This is a genomic window from Sphingomonas sp. BL-S-28 (assembly GCF_055521515.1).
The window spans coordinates 940,181-958,158 of sequence record NZ_CM145484.1 but is presented as its reverse complement, the minus strand read 5'-3'; the positions used below and the strand labels follow the sequence as shown (position 1 = coordinate 958,158).

20 protein-coding genes are annotated in these 17,978 nt (G+C 67.3%); 18 read left to right on the top strand and 2 right to left on the bottom strand.

Annotated elements, in window-relative coordinates:
* The first annotated feature begins 3 nt into the window (after positions 1–3).
* The 3 genes from ACZ1JC_RS13220 (at position 4) to ACZ1JC_RS13210 (ending at position 2,704) form a co-directional block, all read left to right on the top strand.
* Positions 4–927: a flagellin N-terminal helical domain-containing protein gene (locus ACZ1JC_RS13220; RefSeq protein ID WP_465136420.1), complete on the top strand. Its 924-nt coding sequence runs from the start codon at positions 4–6 to the stop codon at positions 925–927.
* Positions 928–1,005: 78 nt separating this feature from the next.
* On the top strand, positions 1,006–1,869 hold the full coding sequence (gene motA, locus ACZ1JC_RS13215) for a flagellar motor stator protein MotA (RefSeq protein ID WP_465136421.1): 864 nt from the start codon (positions 1,006–1,008) through the stop codon (positions 1,867–1,869).
* Position 1,870: 1 nt separating this feature from the next.
* On the top strand, positions 1,871–2,704 hold the full coding sequence (locus ACZ1JC_RS13210; RefSeq protein ID WP_465136422.1) for a flagellar motor protein MotB: 834 nt from the start codon (positions 1,871–1,873) through the stop codon (positions 2,702–2,704).
* A gap of 284 nt (positions 2,705–2,988) precedes the next feature.
* On the opposite strand, the gene ACZ1JC_RS13205 is transcribed toward ACZ1JC_RS13210, so the two are convergent.
* Both ACZ1JC_RS13205 and ACZ1JC_RS13200 read right to left on the bottom strand, forming a co-directional pair.
* On the bottom strand, positions 2,989–4,050 hold the full coding sequence (locus tag ACZ1JC_RS13205; RefSeq protein ID WP_465136423.1) for a class I SAM-dependent methyltransferase: 1,062 nt from the start codon (positions 4,048–4,050) through the stop codon (positions 2,989–2,991).
* 188 nt (positions 4,051–4,238) lie between these two features.
* Complete coding sequence (locus ACZ1JC_RS13200) at positions 4,239–5,057, bottom strand: flagellin N-terminal helical domain-containing protein (protein ID WP_465136424.1); 819 nt, start codon at positions 5,055–5,057, stop codon at positions 4,239–4,241.
* Between the two features lie 282 nt (positions 5,058–5,339).
* Between ACZ1JC_RS13200 and ACZ1JC_RS13195 the strand changes: the two genes are divergently transcribed.
* Genes ACZ1JC_RS13195 through fliR form a run of 15 tightly spaced genes read left to right on the top strand, consistent with a single transcriptional unit; the run spans position 5,340 to position 17,972 of the window.
* Positions 5,340–6,626 (top strand): sigma-54 interaction domain-containing protein, encoded by a 1,287-nt coding sequence (locus ACZ1JC_RS13195; RefSeq protein WP_465136425.1) that lies wholly within the window; start codon positions 5,340–5,342, stop codon positions 6,624–6,626.
* The gene (gene fliE / locus ACZ1JC_RS13190) at positions 6,623–7,009 is read left to right on the top strand and encodes a flagellar hook-basal body complex protein FliE (RefSeq protein WP_465136426.1); all 387 of its coding nucleotides are present in this window, start codon (positions 6,623–6,625) and stop codon (positions 7,007–7,009) included. The genes ACZ1JC_RS13195 and fliE overlap by 4 nt, the downstream gene beginning before the upstream one ends.
* A 6-nt stretch (positions 7,010–7,015) precedes the next feature.
* Complete coding sequence (gene fliF / locus ACZ1JC_RS13185) at positions 7,016–8,782, top strand: flagellar basal-body MS-ring/collar protein FliF (protein ID WP_465136427.1); 1,767 nt, start codon at positions 7,016–7,018, stop codon at positions 8,780–8,782.
* A complete protein-coding gene (gene fliG / locus ACZ1JC_RS13180; RefSeq protein ID WP_465136428.1) occupies positions 8,782–9,807 on the top strand; it encodes a flagellar motor switch protein FliG in 1,026 nt (341 codons plus the stop codon). Before fliF ends, fliG begins: the two co-directional genes overlap by 1 nt.
* Positions 9,800–10,501 (top strand): FliH/SctL family protein, encoded by a 702-nt coding sequence (locus ACZ1JC_RS13175; RefSeq protein WP_465136429.1) that lies wholly within the window; start codon positions 9,800–9,802, stop codon positions 10,499–10,501. Before fliG ends, ACZ1JC_RS13175 begins: the two co-directional genes overlap by 8 nt.
* On the top strand, positions 10,498–11,826 hold the full coding sequence (locus ACZ1JC_RS13170; protein ID WP_465136430.1) for a FliI/YscN family ATPase: 1,329 nt from the start codon (positions 10,498–10,500) through the stop codon (positions 11,824–11,826). Before ACZ1JC_RS13175 ends, ACZ1JC_RS13170 begins: the two co-directional genes overlap by 4 nt.
* Positions 11,827–11,830: 4 nt before the next feature.
* Positions 11,831–12,289, top strand: a complete 459-nt coding sequence (locus ACZ1JC_RS13165) for a hypothetical protein (RefSeq protein ID WP_465136431.1) — start codon at positions 11,831–11,833, stop codon at positions 12,287–12,289.
* 8 nt (positions 12,290–12,297) lie between these two features.
* On the top strand, positions 12,298–13,893 hold the full coding sequence (locus ACZ1JC_RS13160; RefSeq protein WP_465136432.1) for a hypothetical protein: 1,596 nt from the start codon (positions 12,298–12,300) through the stop codon (positions 13,891–13,893).
* A gap of 48 nt (positions 13,894–13,941) precedes the next feature.
* Positions 13,942–14,547, top strand: coding sequence for a flagellar basal body-associated FliL family protein (locus ACZ1JC_RS13155; protein WP_465136433.1), 606 nt, complete (start codon positions 13,942–13,944; stop codon positions 14,545–14,547).
* An 8-nt stretch (positions 14,548–14,555) separates the two neighbouring features.
* Positions 14,556–15,449 (top strand): FliM/FliN family flagellar motor switch protein, encoded by an 894-nt coding sequence (locus ACZ1JC_RS13150; RefSeq protein ID WP_465136434.1) that lies wholly within the window; start codon positions 14,556–14,558, stop codon positions 15,447–15,449.
* 49 nt (positions 15,450–15,498) lie between these two features.
* Positions 15,499–15,819 (top strand): flagellar motor switch protein FliN, encoded by a 321-nt coding sequence (gene fliN, locus ACZ1JC_RS13145; RefSeq protein WP_465136435.1) that lies wholly within the window; start codon positions 15,499–15,501, stop codon positions 15,817–15,819.
* A gap of 6 nt (positions 15,820–15,825) precedes the next feature.
* On the top strand, positions 15,826–16,119 hold the full coding sequence (locus ACZ1JC_RS13140) for a flagellar biosynthetic protein FliO (RefSeq protein WP_465136436.1): 294 nt from the start codon (positions 15,826–15,828) through the stop codon (positions 16,117–16,119).
* Complete coding sequence (gene fliP, locus ACZ1JC_RS13135) at positions 16,116–16,898, top strand: flagellar type III secretion system pore protein FliP (protein ID WP_465136437.1); 783 nt, start codon at positions 16,116–16,118, stop codon at positions 16,896–16,898. Before ACZ1JC_RS13140 ends, fliP begins: the two co-directional genes overlap by 4 nt.
* 4 nt (positions 16,899–16,902) lie before the next feature.
* Complete coding sequence (locus tag ACZ1JC_RS13130; protein ID WP_465136438.1) at positions 16,903–17,193, top strand: flagellar biosynthetic protein FliQ; 291 nt, start codon at positions 16,903–16,905, stop codon at positions 17,191–17,193.
* The gene (gene fliR / locus ACZ1JC_RS13125) at positions 17,190–17,972 is read left to right on the top strand and encodes a flagellar biosynthetic protein FliR (RefSeq protein WP_465136439.1); all 783 of its coding nucleotides are present in this window, start codon (positions 17,190–17,192) and stop codon (positions 17,970–17,972) included. The genes ACZ1JC_RS13130 and fliR overlap by 4 nt, the downstream gene beginning before the upstream one ends.
* Positions 17,973–17,978: the final 6 nt, after the last annotated feature.

The following is a 17,978-nucleotide window of genomic DNA, read 5'->3' as shown; positions in this document are numbered from 1 at the left end:
CCCATGACTATCGTCTCGACCAGCACCAGCGCCTTCTTCGAGAGGTCCCGGAGCGACATCAAGGCCCTGCGCACGCAGGCGGAAAACTACCAGTCGCAGATGTCCAGCGGCCTGAAGTTCGACCGGTCTTCGGACAATCCGGTGGCGGCATCGCGGTTGCGCTCGCTGTCCCGGCAGGAGGCGCTTTCGGGCATCGACAAGACCAATGCCCAGCGCGCTAATGCCGATCTCTCGCTGGCGGATTCGACGATGTCGGACATGGCGGACGCGCTGATGCAAGTGCAGGATCTGGCGACGCAGGCCGCCAGTTCGACGCTGACCGACGATCAGCGCGCCTCCATCGGCACGCAGCTGGACCAGATCTTCAGCAACATGCTGGCGCTGGCCAATGCACGCGATTCCAACGGCCATGCGCTGTTCGGCGGCACCAGCGCGGGCGATGCCTATTCGCTCGATGCTTCGGGTAACGCCGTCTATGTCGGCACCACGAGTTCGGACACGCTGCCGCTGGGGGCCGGGCAGAGCGTGACCCGGTCGATGACCGGGCCGCAATTCCTCAGCTTCACCAATGCCGGCGGCACCCAGACCGACCTGCTGGCCGTGGTGAAGGGGTTGGCGGACGCGCTGAACGGCGGCGCCACCGACCCGACCGGTGCTGCCGCTGCCGCGCTGACCGACCTCAAGGCCGGGCTGGATACCCTCACCACCGGACAGACCGTGATCGGCACGCGGCTCGCCTGGATCGACGTGGTGGACGACCGCCGCACGAACCTTTCCGAACTGCGCTCTTCCGAGGAAGCGGACATCGGCGGCGCCGACCCCGCCACCACGATCGCCAATCTTCAGGAAACCATGACCGTGCTGGAAGCGGCGCAATCGACCTTCGGCAAGCTCGCCTCCCTCAGCCTCTTCAACGCAATCGGCTGATCCGCACCACCCGGCCGCACAGGGGAAAGCGGCGCAGGGGAAGGGGCCGGGGCTTTTACACGACAGGGGACGTTAACCATGTTTGCAGTGATCGGCGTCGTCATCCTGCTGGTGATGGTGTTCGGTGGATTCGCGATCACCGGCGGCGCGCTCGGCCCGGTGATGGAGGCGATTCCGCACGAAATGCTCATCATCGGCGGTGCCGCGCTGGGTGCCATCGTCACCGGCAACTCGATGCACGAGATCAAGGCGCTGGGCAAAGGCGTGGGCAAGGTCTTCAAGGGCCCGCGCCACAACAAGCAGGACCATGTGGACGCGATCATCCTGACCGTGAAGCTGATGAAGATCCTGCGCTCCGAAGGCCCGGTGGCGCTGGAAAGCCACGTGAACGAGCCGCAGAACTCCGCGCTGTTCGCCGAATTTCCGCGCCTGCTGGCCAATGAGGCGCTGGTCCACCTGATCTGCGATACGCTGACCCTGATCGTCGTCTCGTCCGGCACGCTGGAAGTCCACGCGGTGGAAGACGTGATGGATAATTCGATGAAGACCCACTTCCACGAATTGCACGAACCGCAGCACGCGTTCCAGAACCTGGCGGACGCCCTGCCGGCGCTGGGCATCGTCGCCGCCGTGCTGGGCGTGGTGAAGACGATGGGATCGATCGACAAACCGCCCTCCATTTTGGGCGGCATGATCGGTTCGGCGCTGGTCGGCACTTTCATGGGCGTGCTGCTGGCTTACGGCATCGTCGGCCCGATGGCCGGCCGCATGAAGCAGATCAACGAGCAGGACGAACAGATCTTCCACGCCGTGAAGCAGGTGATCATTGCGTCCTTGCACGGCTGGCCGCAGCCGCTGGTGGTGGAATCGGCCCGCTCCGGCCTTGGTCATGCCTTCCGCCCCGGCCTTTCCGAACTGCTAGACGCGATGCGGGGCCGCTGAGGTGGCAACCAAGAAACCCAAGGAGGCGCCGCGGCCGATCATCGTCAAGAAAGTGACGGTGGTCGAAGCCGGGCACCACGGCGGCGCCTGGAAAGTGGCCTATGCGGACTTCGTGACGGCCATGATGGCCTTCTTCCTGCTGCTGTGGATCGTGGGCGCCACCACCGAAAAGCAGCGCAAGGGCATTGCCGACTATTTCTCCCCCACCCTCGTCAAGACGCGGCAGGGCAGCGCGGGTTCGGCCAACGGGCTGCTCGGCGGATCCTCGCTGACCGAAAAGGACAACCTGCCCCATGCCGGCGGCACCGGCACCAAGACCATCACCATCCCGCGCGACGCCACCGGCGGCAACCGCGAGGGCGGCACCCCGATCAAGCGCACCTCGCTGGCGCGCGAGGCGCTCAATCGCAAGCTGCAGTCGACCGCGGAACTGCGCAAGCTGGCCAAGCAGATCCGCATGGTGGACACCACCGAGGGCATTCGCATCGACATGGTGGACGATGCCGATTTCTCCATGTTCCGGCTGGGCACCACGATCCTGACGCCGCAGGCGACGGAACTGCTGAAAGCCATTGCCGAAGCCATCGGCCCCGAAGGCGGCCCGCTGACGATCCGGGGCCATACCGACGCCATTCCCTATCGCGACGGCGTGCCCGGCAACAACTGGTCGCTTTCCGCCGGCCGTGCCGAAGCAACACGCCAGCAACTGATCGCAGACGACATTCCCGCCGACCGCTTCAAGCGGATCGAAGGCGTGGCCGACATGGAACTCCTGATCCCGCAAGACCCGCATGATCCGCGCAATCGCCGGATCTCGATCACGATCGCGAATTAGGGTCAGGCCCCTAAGGAAAGCGGGCCTGCCCCTACTCCCACCGCCCGCTCATCCTGAGCCTGTCGAAGGATGTGCGCCACAGCGCCACGCCACGGGGTCTTCGACAAGCTCAGCCTGGGCGGATTTTGAAGCACCCCACCCGGTCTCGTCGCCCCCGCGAAGGCGGGGGCCCCGCTCTCTTTTTCAAGCTGCCCACCTCGCACAAAGGAAGCGGGATCCCCGCCTTCGCGGGGATGACGGACGTGGGGCTTCGGCGCAGCTTGGCTCTGTCCCTCAAAAAACCCTCAAGCCGCTTCCAGCACCATGTTGAACGACCCCTCCGTCGCGCGGCGGACATACGTGAAGCCGGCCTCACGCATGATCGCCGAGAGGCGCGTCTCGCCGGCCTGTGCGCCCAGCCCCTCTCCCACTTCCTGATCGAGCGAGGTCGGCACGCAGATCATGGTCGATGCATTGTAGTAGAGCCGGCCCACCGGGTTGAAGTTCTGCTCCGGCGCGTCGCCGGCGATCGGCTCCACCACCATCCAGCGTCCGTGCGGCGCCAGCATCCCGCGCACATGCGCCGCACAGCCGCGCGGGTCGCCCATGTCGTGCAGGCAATCGTACATCGTCACCAGATCGAATCCCGATTCCGCGATGGACTTCGCGGTGGAGACTTCGAAGCGGACGCGGTCGTCCAAGCCATGCGCTGCCGCGTGGCGGCGGGCTTCCTCGATCGAGGGTTCGTGGAAATCATATCCGATGAACAGACTGTCGGGATAAGCCTCCGCCATCAGCATCGTCGAGAAGCCGACCCCGCAACCGACATCGGCGACTTTCGCGCCCTTGCGCAGCCGCGCTTCCACCCCGTCGAGCGCGGGGATCCAGTTCTGGACGATGTTGTTGACATAGCCGGGGCGAAAGAACGCGCCGGTGGCGCAGAACAGGCATCCCGCGTGATCGCCCCAGCGCACCCCGCTGCCGTCGCGGAAACACTGCTCCACCCGGCCCTCGGCCTCGATCATCGCGGCGACCAGTTCGTAGGCGCCAGCCAGATAGACCGGGCTGTCCGGCACCACGAAGACCATCGCCTGCTCGGGCGAGAGGCTGAACGTGCCGCCTGCCGCATCATAGTCCAGATAGCCGTTGGCCGCCTGCGCCAGCGCCCATTCGCGCACGTAACGGGCGTGGAGCCCGCCCGCGCGCGCCGCCAGTTCCTCGGCCGTCGCCGGGCCTTGCGCCAGCGCCGTGAACAGGCCCAGCCGCAGCCCGACCCGCACCGTAGGCACGCTCATCGCGCCGCCCAGATCGCCCAGCATCTTGCCGATGAACGCATGAAGCTTCGCTTCGTCTACAGGGTCTGACATCGCGGATCCCCTCTCACCGAGTCGCTGTTGTCATGGACCGCCCCTTGCGGCGGATAATACCATGACGCGGCGTGGCGGGGACGCAAAAACGGGCCCGGCGGCTGGGGAAAGCCCGCCGGGCCCGAAGGGCCGGCCCGAAGGGCCGGCCCGAAAGCCAGCCCCAATAACCGATGCGCTTGCGCGTCAGGTTACCGCAGCAGCGAGAGCACGTCCTGCTGGCTCTGGTTGGCCTGCGCGATCATTGCCGTCGATGCCTGGCTCAGGATCTGCGCCTTGGCCATCGCCGTGGTTTCGCTGGAATAATCGGCATCCTCGATCCGCGAACGTGCGTCCGACAGGTTCGTCACGTTGTTGGTCAGGTTGTTGATCGCCGATTCGAGGCGGTTCTGGCCGGCACCCAGCGAGGCGCGGGTCGAGTTCACGTCCGCCAGAGCCAGGTCGACGCTGTCGATCGTGTCCGAAGCGAGCGCGGCGGTCGAAACGTCCAGCGCCGTGCCCAGGTTGGCGCCGTCGATCACGGCCGAGGTCAGCGTGACCTTTTCGCCCGAGTTCGAACCAGTCTGGATGTCGAAAGTGACGTCCGAGCCCGAGGTTGCGAACAGCGTGTTGCCGTTGAACTTGGTCTGCGTCAGCACGTCGTTGATCTGGCTGGTCAGCGCGGTCACTTCGGACTGCATCGCATCGCGGTCGCTGTCCTGATACGTGCCCGAGGACGACTGCACGGCCAGTTCGCGAACGCGCTGCAGCATGTTGGTCACTTCGTCCAGACTGCCTTCGGCGGTCTGGGCCAGCGAGATGCCGTCGTTGGCGTTGCGGATGCCCTGGCTCATACCACGCACTTGCGAGGTCATGGAGGTGGCGATGGCCAGACCGGCGGCGTCATCCTTGGCCGAGTTGATTCGCTTGCCGGTCGAAAGACGTTCCATCGCGGTGCTGAGCATCTTGTTGGCCGAGGTCGAGGAATTCGAAGCACGGATGGCGCTGATATTGGTATTGATGACAGACATGTAATTGCTCCCGTAGGGTATCCCGAGTTCCGAACGGCGGGATCCGGCGCATCCGGCCCAACCGTCGACAGCTAGACCGGCAAGCGTCCGGCAAAATTAAGCCGCCCCCTTGCCGGATTGTTGCCGGAAGGGGCCGGAAAGGGCGTCGGAAGCCGCCGAAACGGGCCGGCCGAAAGGGCAAAACTAAGGGTCGCTACGGGGACTTAAATTTTCGAAGGATTCGCCGTTTGGCCAGCATACCCCGCCTTGGAAGAAGATTAATTCCACGGGGTATATCGAGACATGGTCGAAGAAATTTTCGACATCGAATTTGAACGTCGCCACGGCCCTCTGGTCCGCCGCGCGACGGCCATCGCCGGGTCGCTGCTGGAGCCGGGAACCGTCGCGCTGCGCGATGCCAAAAGCGCGGATGAGCGGACGGGTGCACGGATAGTGCATCTGGCACGCGGAAACGCGCCGGCGCTGTCCCGCGCGGCAAACGGATCGGTGGCGGTGACATACGCCGATCCGGTAAGCGAAGGCTCGCTGGCGATGCTGCTGGCCGCGCTGTCCGGCGCGGAGTCCCCCATCGCCGCCGATCCGGCCAGCCTGTCCGTCTTCGCGCTGGCCGAGCGGCTGGCGGGCAGCGACATCCCCGTTCTTATCAACGGCCCCACCGGCACCGGCAAGGAAGTACTCAGCCGCTTCATCCATGCCCGGTCCGACCGGCGGGGTGGGCCGTTCGTGGCGGTCAATTGCGCGGCGATGCCGGAAACGATGCTGGAAGCGCTGCTGTTCGGCCACCAGAAGGGCGCCTTTACCGGGGCGACGCAAGCCAGCGAAGGCTTCATGCGCGCGGCCGACGGCGGCACCCTGCTGCTGGACGAGATCGCCGAACTGCCGCTGACCTTGCAGGCCAAGCTGCTGCGCGCGCTGCAGGAGCAGGAAGTGGTGCCGATCGGCTCCACCAAGCCGATCAAGGTGGACATCCGCGTGATCGCCTGCGCCAACCGCGATCTGCCCACCGAAGTGGCCGAAGGCCGGTTCCGCGCCGACCTTTACTACCGGCTCAACGTTTTTCCGCTGACGCTGGATTCGCTGCGCGAACGCCCGGACGACATTGCCCCGCTCGCTTTCGCCATGGCCCTGCGCCATGCGCCCGATCCGGCGCGGGTGCCCTGCCTTTCGGACTCCGCCATCGCCATGCTCAAGCTGCACGCTTGGCCCGGCAACGTGCGCGAACTGGAAAACGTGATGCGCCGCGCGCTGCTGCTGGCCCATGGCAAGCCGATGATCACGCCCGAGCACATCGTGTTCGACAGCCCGGCCCGCCTGATCACGCCGATCGTGCCCGGCACCGCGCATGGCACAATCGATGTGCAGGATCACGATGGGCCGCGCCGCCTGTCCAGCATCGTCCAGATTTCCGAAGCCCGCGCCATCGTCGAAACGCTGGAGGCTTGCGGCGGCAGCCGGGTGCGCGCCGCGCGCGAACTGGGCATTTCCGAACGCACCTTGCGCTACCGCCTCGCCTCGCTGCGTGAGGCCGGGATCGAGATCGGCCGCCATGCCGCGGGAGCCTTCCGATGAGCGCCATTTCCGGCATCGTTGGCGGGGCCGGCGGAGGCGGCGGCATCCAGCAGATCATGGCCATGCGCCAGCAGATCATCGATCGCAGCGATCTGCTGAAGCAGATCCATGCCACGCAGGGATCACAAGCCCCCGCCGATGCGTCCGGCATCCAGCCCCCCGCGCAAGGCTTTGCCGATACGCTGAAAACCGCGCTGGACAGCGTCAATTCCGTGCAGACCAATGCCGAGAACGTGACCGACGCCTACCAGAAGGGCGAAGTGACCGATGTCGCCAAAGTCATGCTGGCGCGGCAGGAGGCGGGCGTTGCCTTCGAAGCCACCCTGCAGGTCCGTAACAAGCTGCTGTCCGCCTATCAGGACATCATGCGGATGGGGCTTTGATAGATCATGGCCGACGCAATCTCCCCCGACATGCCCGAAGGCGCCGGCAGCGGCCAGCTTCCGGCAACGCGATCGGTCTTCGCACCGTTTGCGGATCCGCAGGGCGGCCCGGTGCTCACCCGCATCGGATCGTTCACCGCGCAGCCGGCGGTCCGCCGCTTCCTGCCGGTGTTCATCGGCCTTGCCGCGGTGGGCGGCGCGCTGCTGGCGTGGGACACACTGGCCCCGTCGCCCCAGCGGGTGCTCTATGCCCAGCTTGACGATGCCGACCGCGCCGGCGTGGCCGCCGCGCTGGAACAGGCGGGCATCTCCTACCATATCGACAACGGCTCCGGCGCGCTTACCGTGGACGAGGGCGACTTTTACCGCGCCCGCATGCTGGTGGCGTCCGACGGGGCGCTGGCGACGCCCGAAAGCGGCGACCAGATGCTGGACAAGCTGCCGATGGGCGCCAGCCGCACACTGGAAGGCGAACGCCTGCGCGCCGCGCGCGAGCATGACCTGCAACTCTCCATTGCCGAAATCGACGGCGTCGACGGTGTGCGCGTGCACATTGCCGAGGGCGAGAAATCGGTCTTCGTGCGCGACAACGTGCCGCCGTCTGCCTCGATCATGGTCCGGCTGAAGGCCGGCCGCCAGCTCTCGGACAGCCAGGTTTCAGCCATCGTCAATCTCGTCGCCGCATCGGTGCCGGGGCTTTCCCCGGATGCCGTGCGCGTGGTCGATCAGCACGGGCGCCTGCTTTCGCAAGCGGGCGGCCCGGATACCGACCGGCTGGACCTGCAATCGCGGATGGAATCGAAGCTCCGCGAACAAGTCAGCCAGTTGCTGACGCCGATGCTGGGTGAAACCAATTTCACCACGCAGGCCCAGGTCGAACTGGACATGGACGACGTGACGCAGGCGCGCGAAAGCTACGACAAGGACGGCGTCGTCCGCAGCGAGACGCAGGAACAGTCGCAATCGACCGGGGCCGGCCCGGCGGCGGGCGTTCCGGGCGCGCTGTCCAACTCGCCGCCGCCCCCCACGCAGGCCCGGCCCGGTGCGCCGCAGGGCACGCCCACCGCCGCCCCCGGCGGCACCCCGCCGACCAATGGCGAATCCTCGTCCAGCAAGAACTACGAACTGGGCCGTCAGGTCTCGGTCTCCAACTCGCGGCCGGGCGGGATCAAGCGGCTTTCGGTGGCCGTGGCGGTCAGCGATGCCGGGTTGAAGGGCGCGAAGGCGCAGGAGATCCAGGATATCCAGTCGCTGGTCAGCGCCGCCGTCGGTGCCGATCCGCAGCGCGGCGATCAGGTCAAAGTGGTGATCCGCAATTTCGAACCGACCGGCGCGGACAAGCTGCCGTTCTACGAAGCGCCGTGGTTTGCCATGGTGGTGCGCAACGGTGCGGCGCTGCTGGCGGTACTGCTGGTGCTGCTGATCGGCGTGCGCCCGCTGGTGAAGGCGATCCGTGGCGACCGCACGCCCCCGGCCAAGCGCGGCTCCAAACATGGCAAGGCGAAGTCCGTCGCGCAGATCATGGGGCCTGAGGAGGATGACGAGGAAGAGGTCCATACCGGCCTTGTCGGCCGGATGCTCGGCTCGTCCGGCTCGCGCTCTGCCGCCAGCGAGAACACGATCGACATGGATATCGACGTGACCCGGTCGGACCTGCTGACGCGGCAGGTGGACCTGGCGCAGCGGCTGGTCGCCGAAAAGCCCGAAAGCGCCGTCGCCGCGCTGCGCCAGATGATCAACGAGCCCGCCGAAGAGCAAACGAAAGCAGCCTGATGAGCGAGATGGATCCCGCCCCCCTCAACGCCCCCCTGCATCCGGCCGACAACGCGGCGGTCATGATGATGCTGCTGAACGAGGAGCAGACCTCGCGCATCCTGGCCGAGCTGGAACCCGATGAGCTGCAGCGGCTGGGCGAAAAGATGTGCGCGCTGGGCGAGATCGGGCCGGACCTGATTGCCGGCGCGATCACCGGCTTCGTCGAGAAAACCGAGGCGCTGGGCATCGTCGCGCACGACCGCGTCGGCCAGGTGCGCACGATGATCACCCGCGCGGTGGGCGAAGTGAAGGCCGAAAACCTGATGAGCCGCATCCGGCCCGAGGCTCCGCGCCATTCCAGCATCGAACTGGCACGCTGGCTGACGGCGGATTCGCTGGTCCCGCTGGTGAAGGACGAACATCCGCAGGCCGTCGCCGTGCTGCTGGTGCAGCTGGATCCCGAAGTGGCGGCCGCCGTGCTCCATTCCCTGCCCGATGCGGTGCAGCCGGAAATCGTCCACCGCATCGCCACACTGGGCCCGGTGACGGTTCAGGCGATCGAGATGCTGGAAGACCTGTTGACCCGCCGCATTTCCGATTTCCACGGCCAGCGTCCGTTCGAAGTGGGCGGCATCCGAGAGGCGGCGGGCATCGTCAACGGCGTGAACAAGATCGTCGAGAAGCGCGTGATGGGCGATCTTACCCGCCGCGACAAGGCGCTGGCCAAGCAGATCGAGGACGAGATGTTCAAGTTCGAACATCTCTTCGTGCTCGATCCCAAGGCCATGGGCACGCTGCTGCGCGATGTGCCCAACGATGCCCTGATCGATGCGCTGAAGGGCATCGGCGAGGAAGAGCGCGATGTGTTCTTCCGCGCCATGTCCTCGCGCGCGGCGGAAGGCGTGAAGGACGAGATCGAGGCACGCGGCCGCACCAAGCTGGCCGACGTGGTGGCAGCGCAAAAGGAAGTGGTGACCATCGCCCGCAAGCTGGCGGCCGAAGGCGCGATCATCTTCGGTTCGGGCGACGACGAATATGTCTGATCTGGGCTTTTCGCTAGGCCGCTTCAGCCCGAAGGACTTCGGCCAGAGCCGGTGGGAGCGGGATGAGGCGGAGCGCGGCGAACGCACCCGCGCCGCATCGATGCTGTTCGAGACCCTGGCACGCCCGGCCCGGTTCCAGCCGGATCTGCGCTTCACGGCCACAGCCCCCGCCGAACCGCCGCCGCAAGAGCAGCCGCCCCCCGAACCCGCCGCAGAGCCCGAAACGCGCGATCCGATTGCCGAGGCTTATGCGCAGGGCTTTGCCGAGGGGCATCGCCAGGCTGCCGAGGCCGCCGCCGAACGCGCCGCCGCCGATGCCGCCGCGCGCGAGCGGCTGGCCCTCTCCTTCGCGCGGATCGACGAACGGCTGGAAGAGGAATTGCGCCTGCGCCTGCGCGATACCGTCGCCGCCTTGTGCGAGGCGGCAATCGCGCCCCGTGCGATCGATCCGGTGGCACTGACGCAACGCATCGAGACTGCCGTATCGATGCTGGCCCGCGCCGACGACGACAAGGTGATCCACCTCAACCCCCGCGATTTCGACCTGATCTCGCCGCGCCTGCGCAGCGAATGGAAGATCCTGCCCGACCGCACGCTGGAACGAGGCACCGTGCGGATTGAAACCGCCAACGGCGGCGTGGAGGACGGCCCGGCAAGCTGGCGCCGCGCCATTGCCGAAGCGCTTCAGCAATGATGAAGCTCTACGGAGCGATCCTCGACGATCTGGCCACCGGCGGCCCGCTGGATCTGGCCCCGCGCCGCTATGGTCTGGTCGCCGCCTGCGATGGCGGATTGCTGGAAGTGAGCGGGCTGTCGGTGCCGGTCGGCGCGATGTGCCGCATTGCCCATGGCCCGCAGAAGGCGCTCGCCGCCGAAGTGATCGGCTTTCGCAACGGCCGCACGATGATGATGCTCTTGGGCGACATGATCCTGCTGCGCCCCGGCGCGCGCGTCTGGGCCGAGGGTCGGCCCGGCTTGCTGCCGGTGGGCGAACCGTTCCTGGGCCGCGCCGTCGATGGTGAGGGGCTGCCCATAGACGGCGGCTTTCCGATCCACAGCCGCATGGAATGGCCGGCAGGCGGCGTGCGCACTTCGGCGCTGGACCGCAGCCCGGTGCGTCTGCCCTTCGATACCGGCGTGCGCGCGCTGAACGCGCTGACCACTTTCGGCGTCGGCCAGCGCATCGGCGTGATGGCGGGATCGGGCGTCGGCAAATCGGTGCTGATCGACATGATCGCGCGCGGCGCCTCTGCCGATGTGATCATCGTCGGCCTGATCGGCGAGCGCGCGCGCGAAGTCTCCGATTTCGTCGAGCGGCACATGCATGGCGCCAAGAAGGACAAGACCGTGGTGGTCGCCGTCCCCGCCGACCATGCGCCGAACCTGCGCCTGCGCGGGGCCATGCTGGCCACGTCGATGGCCGAACATTTCCGCGCGAAGGGGCGCCGCGTGCTGCTGATCATGGACAGCCTGACCCGCGTGGCCCACGCCGCGCGCGAGATCGGCCTGCTGCTGGGCGAGCCCGGCGCGGCGCGCGGCTATCCGCCTTCCGCCCTTGCCACGATCACCAAGCTGGTGGAGCGGGCGGGCAATTCGGCCGCTTCCGGCGGGTCGATCACCGGGCTCTACACCGTGTTGGCCGATGGCGACAATCAGGACGATCCGGTGGTGGACACCGCACGGTCAATCCTGGACGGGCATATCGTGCTTTCCCGCGATCTGGCCCAGCGCGGGCAATATCCGGCGGTGGACATCGCCGCCTCGCTCAGCCGCGTGATGAACGACATCGTTCCCCCCGAGCATGAGCAACTGGCCCGCCAGTTCCGCGCGCTGTCCGCCAGTTACGAGGCGAACCGCGATCTCGTGCTGATGGGCGCTTATCGCGCGGGGGCAGACCCGCAACTGGACCGCGCCATCGCCATGCATCAGGCTTTGTCCGCCTTCCTCAGCCAGCCGGCCGGTGAAGTGGTGGATCTGGCCGAGAGCACCGCGCGGCTGACGCAGTTGCTGTCCGGCTGACATCATGAACGCCGATCGCAAGCGCCTGATCCGGCTGCGGCGACTGGAAAAGATCCGCGCCATCGCCAAGCAGACCGCCGCGCTGGAGGCTGCGCAGGCCGAAAGCACGCTGTCGCAGCTGAAATCGCTGTCCGAACGCACGCGCCAGCTTGCCGCCGACTATGCCAGCCGCCGCGAAATGGCCGATGGTGCCGCGCTCTATCAGGTCGGCCGCTTCGTCAGCGGCTTGCAGGCGATCAGTCAGACCACCGAGGGCGACGCCCAGCGCGCGCAATCGATTGCCGACGCCAAGCAATTGCAGCTTGCCGCCGCCGAACGCCGCCGCGCCGCCATCGAGGAACGCGCCGCCCTGCAGGAACGGATGATCGCCAAGGCCGGCGAGACGCCTGCACTTTCGGCGCGGCGACCCTCGGGCGGCACAGAACCCGGTTCAGGCAGCGGTTCTGGCACGGGTCTTGAATAGGGACAGGTATGATGATCCCCTCCGCAGCCTCGTCCACCTCGGCATCCACCGGCAGCGCCGCCTCTACCGCCCCATCCAGCGGCGCGAAGAATGGCGGTTTTGCGGCTATTCTTACCGACGCGGCAGCTGGAACGGGCAAGGCGGAGGCCGCCCCGGCCGAACCGGCTTCCGCAAAGGCGGCCGCGGTCGTCGATCCCGGCATGGCCGGCCCCGGCAAGGCACCCGGCAAAGCCCTGCCGGACGTTGCCGCCGCCACGCTCGCCACGGACATCAATGCGGCCTCGGGCGAAACCGACGATGCCGATACGCCAGCGGACACGCCCCCGGACGGGGCGGACGGCACGGAAACCGATCCCGCCGACACGCTGCTGGCCGTTCTTGCCGTGCTACCGCCCGTAACGGCGGAGCGGACAGCGCCCACGGTGGCGATAACGGCGGCACAGGCAGCTGCGAGCCCCGTGCCTGCCGCCACCGCCAATGCCGCCTCCGCACAGGCCACATTGGCCCAACTCCCGGCCGCCACGCCAAACGCCAACCCGGCGGAAGCCGGCGCGGCGCCCGTCACGCCCGCACCAGTTCAGGTCGGCGCGACGGCTTCGCTGGAACAGGTCCGGCTTGCCCCCATCGAAGTCGCACCGGCAGGCACCGCTCCGATCGCCCCCGACGCCCCCGTCCCCGCCCCCGCAGTTGCTCCTGCACCCGTTACAATCGCGACCATTCTCGGCGCCCAGCCGAAAGGCGTGACCGAACCGCAGAGCCACGCGGCGCCCGCCGCAACGGCCACGCAGACGACCGCGCCCACGGCAAACCCCGCAGCCGGCGCTGCGCTCCAACCGATGCTCACCGATCCGGCAGCACAGCAGCAGCGCGCCACGCCCAACCTTGTCGAGCAATCCGCCCTGAGCGGCGAACGCGCTTCCGCGGCCACCGACCGGCAGGCCGATGCATTCGCCCTCGCCCGCGTGGCAACGAACGAGACTGCCCAGCCCTCCGCTCCGCCACTTACCGTGGCGCACCTGACCGCCAACGCCACCCCGGTCGCGACCAGCGGCAGCGCAGCTCCGCAGGACGCCGCGCAAGGTCCGCAGGACTTCGCCACGCTGGTCGGCAAGATCACCGAAGCGCGGGAGGCGGCGGGCACGCAAGTCGTCCGCACCGCCGTCAGCCACACCCAGTTCGGCTCCGTCTCGCTGCAGTTCCGGCCGGATAGCAATGGTCTTTCGGTCACCATGGCCAGCGCCGATCCCGCCTTCAGCACCGCGGTTCACGCCGGCGTCGCAGCCTCGCTGGCCGGCCAGATGAGCGGCGATCAAAGCGACACCGCCAGAGGAGATGCGCGCGGGGATGCGCGCGGAGATGGGCGGCAGGGCTGGCAGCAGCCCGGCAACAACACGCCCGCGCAGACCGGCGGCAATTCCGCACAGGATCAGCGGCAGGCCTTTGCCCATTCCGGCATGCTGGCAGGCGGGCAGGACGGTCAGCGGCGTCAGGCTTCCGCCCAAACGGGGGCCCAAACAGAGACGGCGCGCAGCGCTTCCGGCACGGCCCGCGAGGATGGCGCCTCGCGCGCCGCGCGCCCGGATCGCGGCGGCATCTACGCCTGATCCACCAAGACCATCACACTGGCCACCATCACATTGGGGAACACGACTGTGAGCGACAAGGGAGCCAAGGACGGCGCCGGTGACGGCAGTGGCGAGAAGAAAACCAAGGGCAAGCTGGGCTTCATCCTCGTGGGCCTGGGCATGCTGGTGCTGGGCGGCGGCGGCGGTGCTTTCGCGCTGGTCGCCAGCGGAGTGCTGGGCAAGCATGACGCGGCAAAGGAAGACAACCGCCCGCAGCTGATCCGCAAGGGGGAGACCGATCCCTATGCGCCGAAGCAGGAAGGCGGCGAAGCCGATGCCGGCGCTGGGGAAGTGGAAGGCGACGGCGGCGATCAGTACCGCACCGCCTATTACACTTTCACGGATGATTTCACATCGAACCTGAAGGATTCGGATTCGATGATCCAGCTCAGCCTGGCGTGCTCCACCCGGTATGACGGGCGGGTACTGCAATGGCTGAAGAAGCATGAACTGGCGATCCGCTCCGGCCTGCTGACGATCCTTGCCGATACGCCGGAAAACGACGTCTACACCCTGGAAGGCAAGACGCGCCTGCAAAAGCGGATGACTGACTCAATCAACCGCGTGCTGATCCAGAAGGAAGGCTTCGGCGGGGTCGACAACGTCTATTTCCGCAACTTCATCATCCAGTGAGGGCGGCGATGGCACCTTCCTCTCCATCCCGGGCAGCCAGACATGCCGCCGAACTGCTCGGCAAAGTGCCCCAGCTTGCGGATCTGGTTCCCGCGCTTTCGCTGATCGGCGAGCGGCTGAGCCGCACGCTTTCCGCGACGCTGGCGCACCTTTCGGGCGGGGAAGCGCCGCTGGTGCGCGTGGGCATGCCGATGGACGGCACCTTGGGATCGCTGCAGGCCGAACTGGAAGGCCCCGCCGCGCATAGCCTGCTGGTGCTCGGCCCCGCGGGACTGCCCCTGCTGGCGACGTTCGAGGCGTGCGCGGTGTTGCGCATCGTCGATCGGGCCTTCGGCGGACGCGGCGAGATGCCCGAAACGATCCCGGAAACCCTGCCGCTATCGGCGCTGCTGCTGCTCGAACGGATCGAGGCGGCGCTGGCCACCGCGCTAGGGCTGGCGTTCGGCGGGCATGACGATCTGCGGGTGCGGCCGCTGCGGCGCGACACCAGCCTGCGACAACTCGATCCCTTCCCGGCGAACGAGGAACTGCTGACGCTCTCGCTGGACATAGAGGATCCCGGCTTTGCACCCTGGTCGCTGCAACTGGCCTTTCCGATCACATCACTGGCCGCCGCCATCGCCGCACCGCGCCCGGTACCGGCGCGCGCTCGCGGCCAGCGTCCCGGCCAGCGTCCCGGCCCCACTGGCGAGCCTTTCGCCTCGATCCCCATCGAAGTGACCGCGGTGCTGGTGGACATGCCGATCGCCATGTCGCGCCTGTCCAACCTGCGCCCGGGCGACGTGTTGCCGGTCGCCGTCGCCCGCAGCGTGCCGTTGCAGGTGGACGGCCAGACCATCGCCACCGGCACCGTCGGCGAACTGGACGACCGGGTGGCGGTGCAGATCGCCCATGCATTCTGAAAACGACGCATTCTGAAAACGACAACCCACGCCAAGGAAACGACCTTTCATGAGCATCCATCCCCGCAGCCTCGAATTCCTGCGCGACGTCGATGTGCGCCTGTCGGTCGAACTCGGCCGCACCCAGATGAAGCTGCGCGACGTGCTCTCGCTGGGCCCGGAAAGCCTGGTGGTGCTCGACCGCATGACCGACGAACTGCTGGACGTGCTGGTCAACGGCAAGCCCATCGCGCGGGGCGAGGTCGTCTCGCACAATGGCCGCTTCGGGCTGAGGATCGTCGAGATGACCGGCGACGACTCCGCAAAGGACGCCGCCGCCCTGCCTCAAAGCGGTGCCGAAGCGGGTGCACCTGCCGAAGCGCAGGAGTGATCGGCCATGGGCTGGTATCTGCTCAAGCTGGTGCTGCTGCTGCCGCTGATCGCAGCGATGATCTGGGGCTGCCTCTGGCTGGCCCGGCGGATGCAGGAACGCGTGGGCGGCCCCGCCACCGGACGCTCGGTACGGATTGTGGAGACGCTGATGCTTTCTCCCACGATGAAGCTGGCGGTGATCGAGTTCCACGGGCGCGAGATTCTCGTCTCCGCCACCCGGCAGGGGCTGACCCCGCTGGCCGAAGCGCCCGCCCGAAGCTTCGAACAGGACTTGGCGGTCGAGGACGCAACGCGATGAAGCGCGCCCTTTCCCTGACGGCCCTTTCCCTGACGGCAGCGCTGGGTGCGGCGCTGCTGCCCCTCACCGTCCACGCCCAATCGGCGATCCCCGGTGCGCTGGACCGGGCCCTGGGCTCCGTCGGCGGCACCGGATCCGGTCCGGGAGGGCCGGGCATGAGCCTTTCTTTGCAGCTCCTGCTGATCATGGGGCTGCTGACGATCCTGCCCAGTCTGGTGCTGATGATGACCAGCTTCACGCGCATTCTGGTGGTGCTGGCGATCCTGCGGCAAGCCATAGGCTTGCAGCAGTCGCCCCCCAATCAGGTGCTGATCGGGCTGGCGCTGTTCCTCTCCCTCTTCGTCATGTCCCCCACGCTGGAGCGGGTGAACGCCAGCGCCATCGCCCCTTATGCGGCGGATAAGATCAACGCCCAGCAGGCCATCGAGGCGGGCGGGCGAGAGTTCCACGCCTTCATGATCCGCCAGACGCGCGAACGCGACCTGACGATGTTCGCGGACATGGCGAAAGCGCCGCGCTTCGCGAATACGACCGACGTGCCCTTCTCCATCCTGCTGCCCGCCTTCGTGACCAGCGAGTTGAAGACCGCGTTCCAGATCGGCTTCATGCTGTTCCTGCCGTTCCTGGTGATCGACCTTGTCGTCTCTTCCGTGCTGATGAGCCTTGGCATGATGATGATGAGCCCGATGGTCGTCTCCCTCCCCTTCAAGCTGCTGCTGTTCGTGATGGTAGATGGCTGGGCGCTGCTGATGGGCTCTCTGGCGGCGAGCTTCGGATAGGGCGATGGAAGACATCGGTGCCCTCCTCGATCTGGCGGACAAGATGCTGTGGGTCACCGCGCTGGTCGCCGCGCCGGTGCTGATCGCCTCGCTGGCGGTTGGGCTGGTCGTCGGCGTGATTCAGGCGGCGACTTCGGTGAACGAGCAGACGCTGACTTTCGTGCCCAAACTGGCGATAACCGCGCTGGTGCTGGTGGTGCTAGGCAGTTCGATGATGACGCTGATCGGCGATTTCACGCAGGAGATCTTTGCCGAGATCGCGCGCACCGGGCAGGCCGAGCAGGTCGCCCCGTGAACGCCCTCGATTTCGGTTTCGGCCCGGTAGAGCACGAATTCTGGCGGCTGCTCTTCGTGATGACGCGGATCGGCGCCGCATTGATGGCCGCGCCGATGTTCGGCATCGCCGGGGTGCCGCCGCAAGCGCGGGTGATCGTGACCGGGGCGGTGGCGGTGATGATCTGCGCGTGGACGCCGGTGCAGGCGCCGGCCGCGCTATTCTCGCTGCTGGGCATGCTCTCCGTCGCGGGGGAGGTCTGCATCGGGCTGGCGCTGGGCTTCGCGCTGCAACTGGCCTTCGCCGCGCCGATTCTGGCGGCCGAAGTGGTCGGCGGGGCGATGGGCATGAACATGGCGGTTTCGGTCGATCCCAATTCCGGCGCACAATCCCCCGCGCTGGGGCAATATTTCACGGTGGTGCTGACGCTGATGTTCCTGGCCCTGGGCGCGCACCTGCAATGGTTCGCGCTGCTGGTGGAAAGCTACCGCACGTTCCCGCCGGGACAGACCTGGCTGGGCGCGCAGCGGTTCGCGCTGGTCGCCTCTTTCGCATCGCGCACTTTCGCCACTGGCGCCGCAATCGCCCTGCCAGCCTGTCTGGTGCTGCTGGTGGTGCAGGTGGTGACCGGCGTGCTCAGCCGCTCCGCCCCCGCGCTCAACCTCTTCGCGCTGGGCCTGCCGGCAGGTGTGCTGGGCGGGCTCGCCGCGCTGCTGGCCAGCGCGCCGGTGTTGACCGATCTCGTCACCCGCCTCTCGGCCGATGCGATCGAGCAGGCCGCCGCGATCATGCATCCCTAGGACGCA

Excerpts from the sequence above, each read along its gene's own strand:
- ACZ1JC_RS13220 (WP_465136420.1), top strand. The coding sequence starts at position 4 with ATGACTATCGTCTCGACCAGCACCAGCGCCTTCTTCGAGAGGTCCCGG.
- motA (WP_465136421.1), top strand. The coding sequence starts at position 1,006 with ATGTTTGCAGTGATCGGCGTCGTCATCCTGCTGGTGATGGTGTTCGGT.
- ACZ1JC_RS13205 (WP_465136423.1), bottom strand. The coding sequence starts at position 4,050 with ATGTCAGACCCTGTAGACGAAGCGAAGCTTCATGCGTTCATCGGCAAG.
- ACZ1JC_RS13200 (WP_465136424.1), bottom strand. The coding sequence starts at position 5,057 with ATGTCTGTCATCAATACCAATATCAGCGCCATCCGTGCTTCGAATTCC.
- ACZ1JC_RS13195 (WP_465136425.1), top strand. The coding sequence starts at position 5,340 with ATGGTCGAAGAAATTTTCGACATCGAATTTGAACGTCGCCACGGCCCT.
- fliE (WP_465136426.1), top strand. The coding sequence starts at position 6,623 with ATGAGCGCCATTTCCGGCATCGTTGGCGGGGCCGGCGGAGGCGGCGGC.
- fliF (WP_465136427.1), top strand. The coding sequence starts at position 7,016 with ATGGCCGACGCAATCTCCCCCGACATGCCCGAAGGCGCCGGCAGCGGC.
- fliG (WP_465136428.1), top strand. The coding sequence starts at position 8,782 with ATGAGCGAGATGGATCCCGCCCCCCTCAACGCCCCCCTGCATCCGGCC.
- ACZ1JC_RS13175 (WP_465136429.1), top strand. The coding sequence starts at position 9,800 with ATGTCTGATCTGGGCTTTTCGCTAGGCCGCTTCAGCCCGAAGGACTTC.
- ACZ1JC_RS13170 (WP_465136430.1), top strand. The coding sequence starts at position 10,498 with ATGATGAAGCTCTACGGAGCGATCCTCGACGATCTGGCCACCGGCGGC.
- ACZ1JC_RS13165 (WP_465136431.1), top strand. The coding sequence starts at position 11,831 with ATGAACGCCGATCGCAAGCGCCTGATCCGGCTGCGGCGACTGGAAAAG.
- ACZ1JC_RS13160 (WP_465136432.1), top strand. The coding sequence starts at position 12,298 with ATGATGATCCCCTCCGCAGCCTCGTCCACCTCGGCATCCACCGGCAGC.
- ACZ1JC_RS13150 (WP_465136434.1), top strand. The coding sequence starts at position 14,556 with ATGGCACCTTCCTCTCCATCCCGGGCAGCCAGACATGCCGCCGAACTG.
- fliN (WP_465136435.1), top strand. The coding sequence starts at position 15,499 with ATGAGCATCCATCCCCGCAGCCTCGAATTCCTGCGCGACGTCGATGTG.
- ACZ1JC_RS13140 (WP_465136436.1), top strand. The coding sequence starts at position 15,826 with ATGGGCTGGTATCTGCTCAAGCTGGTGCTGCTGCTGCCGCTGATCGCA.
- fliP (WP_465136437.1), top strand. The coding sequence starts at position 16,116 with ATGAAGCGCGCCCTTTCCCTGACGGCCCTTTCCCTGACGGCAGCGCTG.
- ACZ1JC_RS13130 (WP_465136438.1), top strand. The coding sequence starts at position 16,903 with ATGGAAGACATCGGTGCCCTCCTCGATCTGGCGGACAAGATGCTGTGG.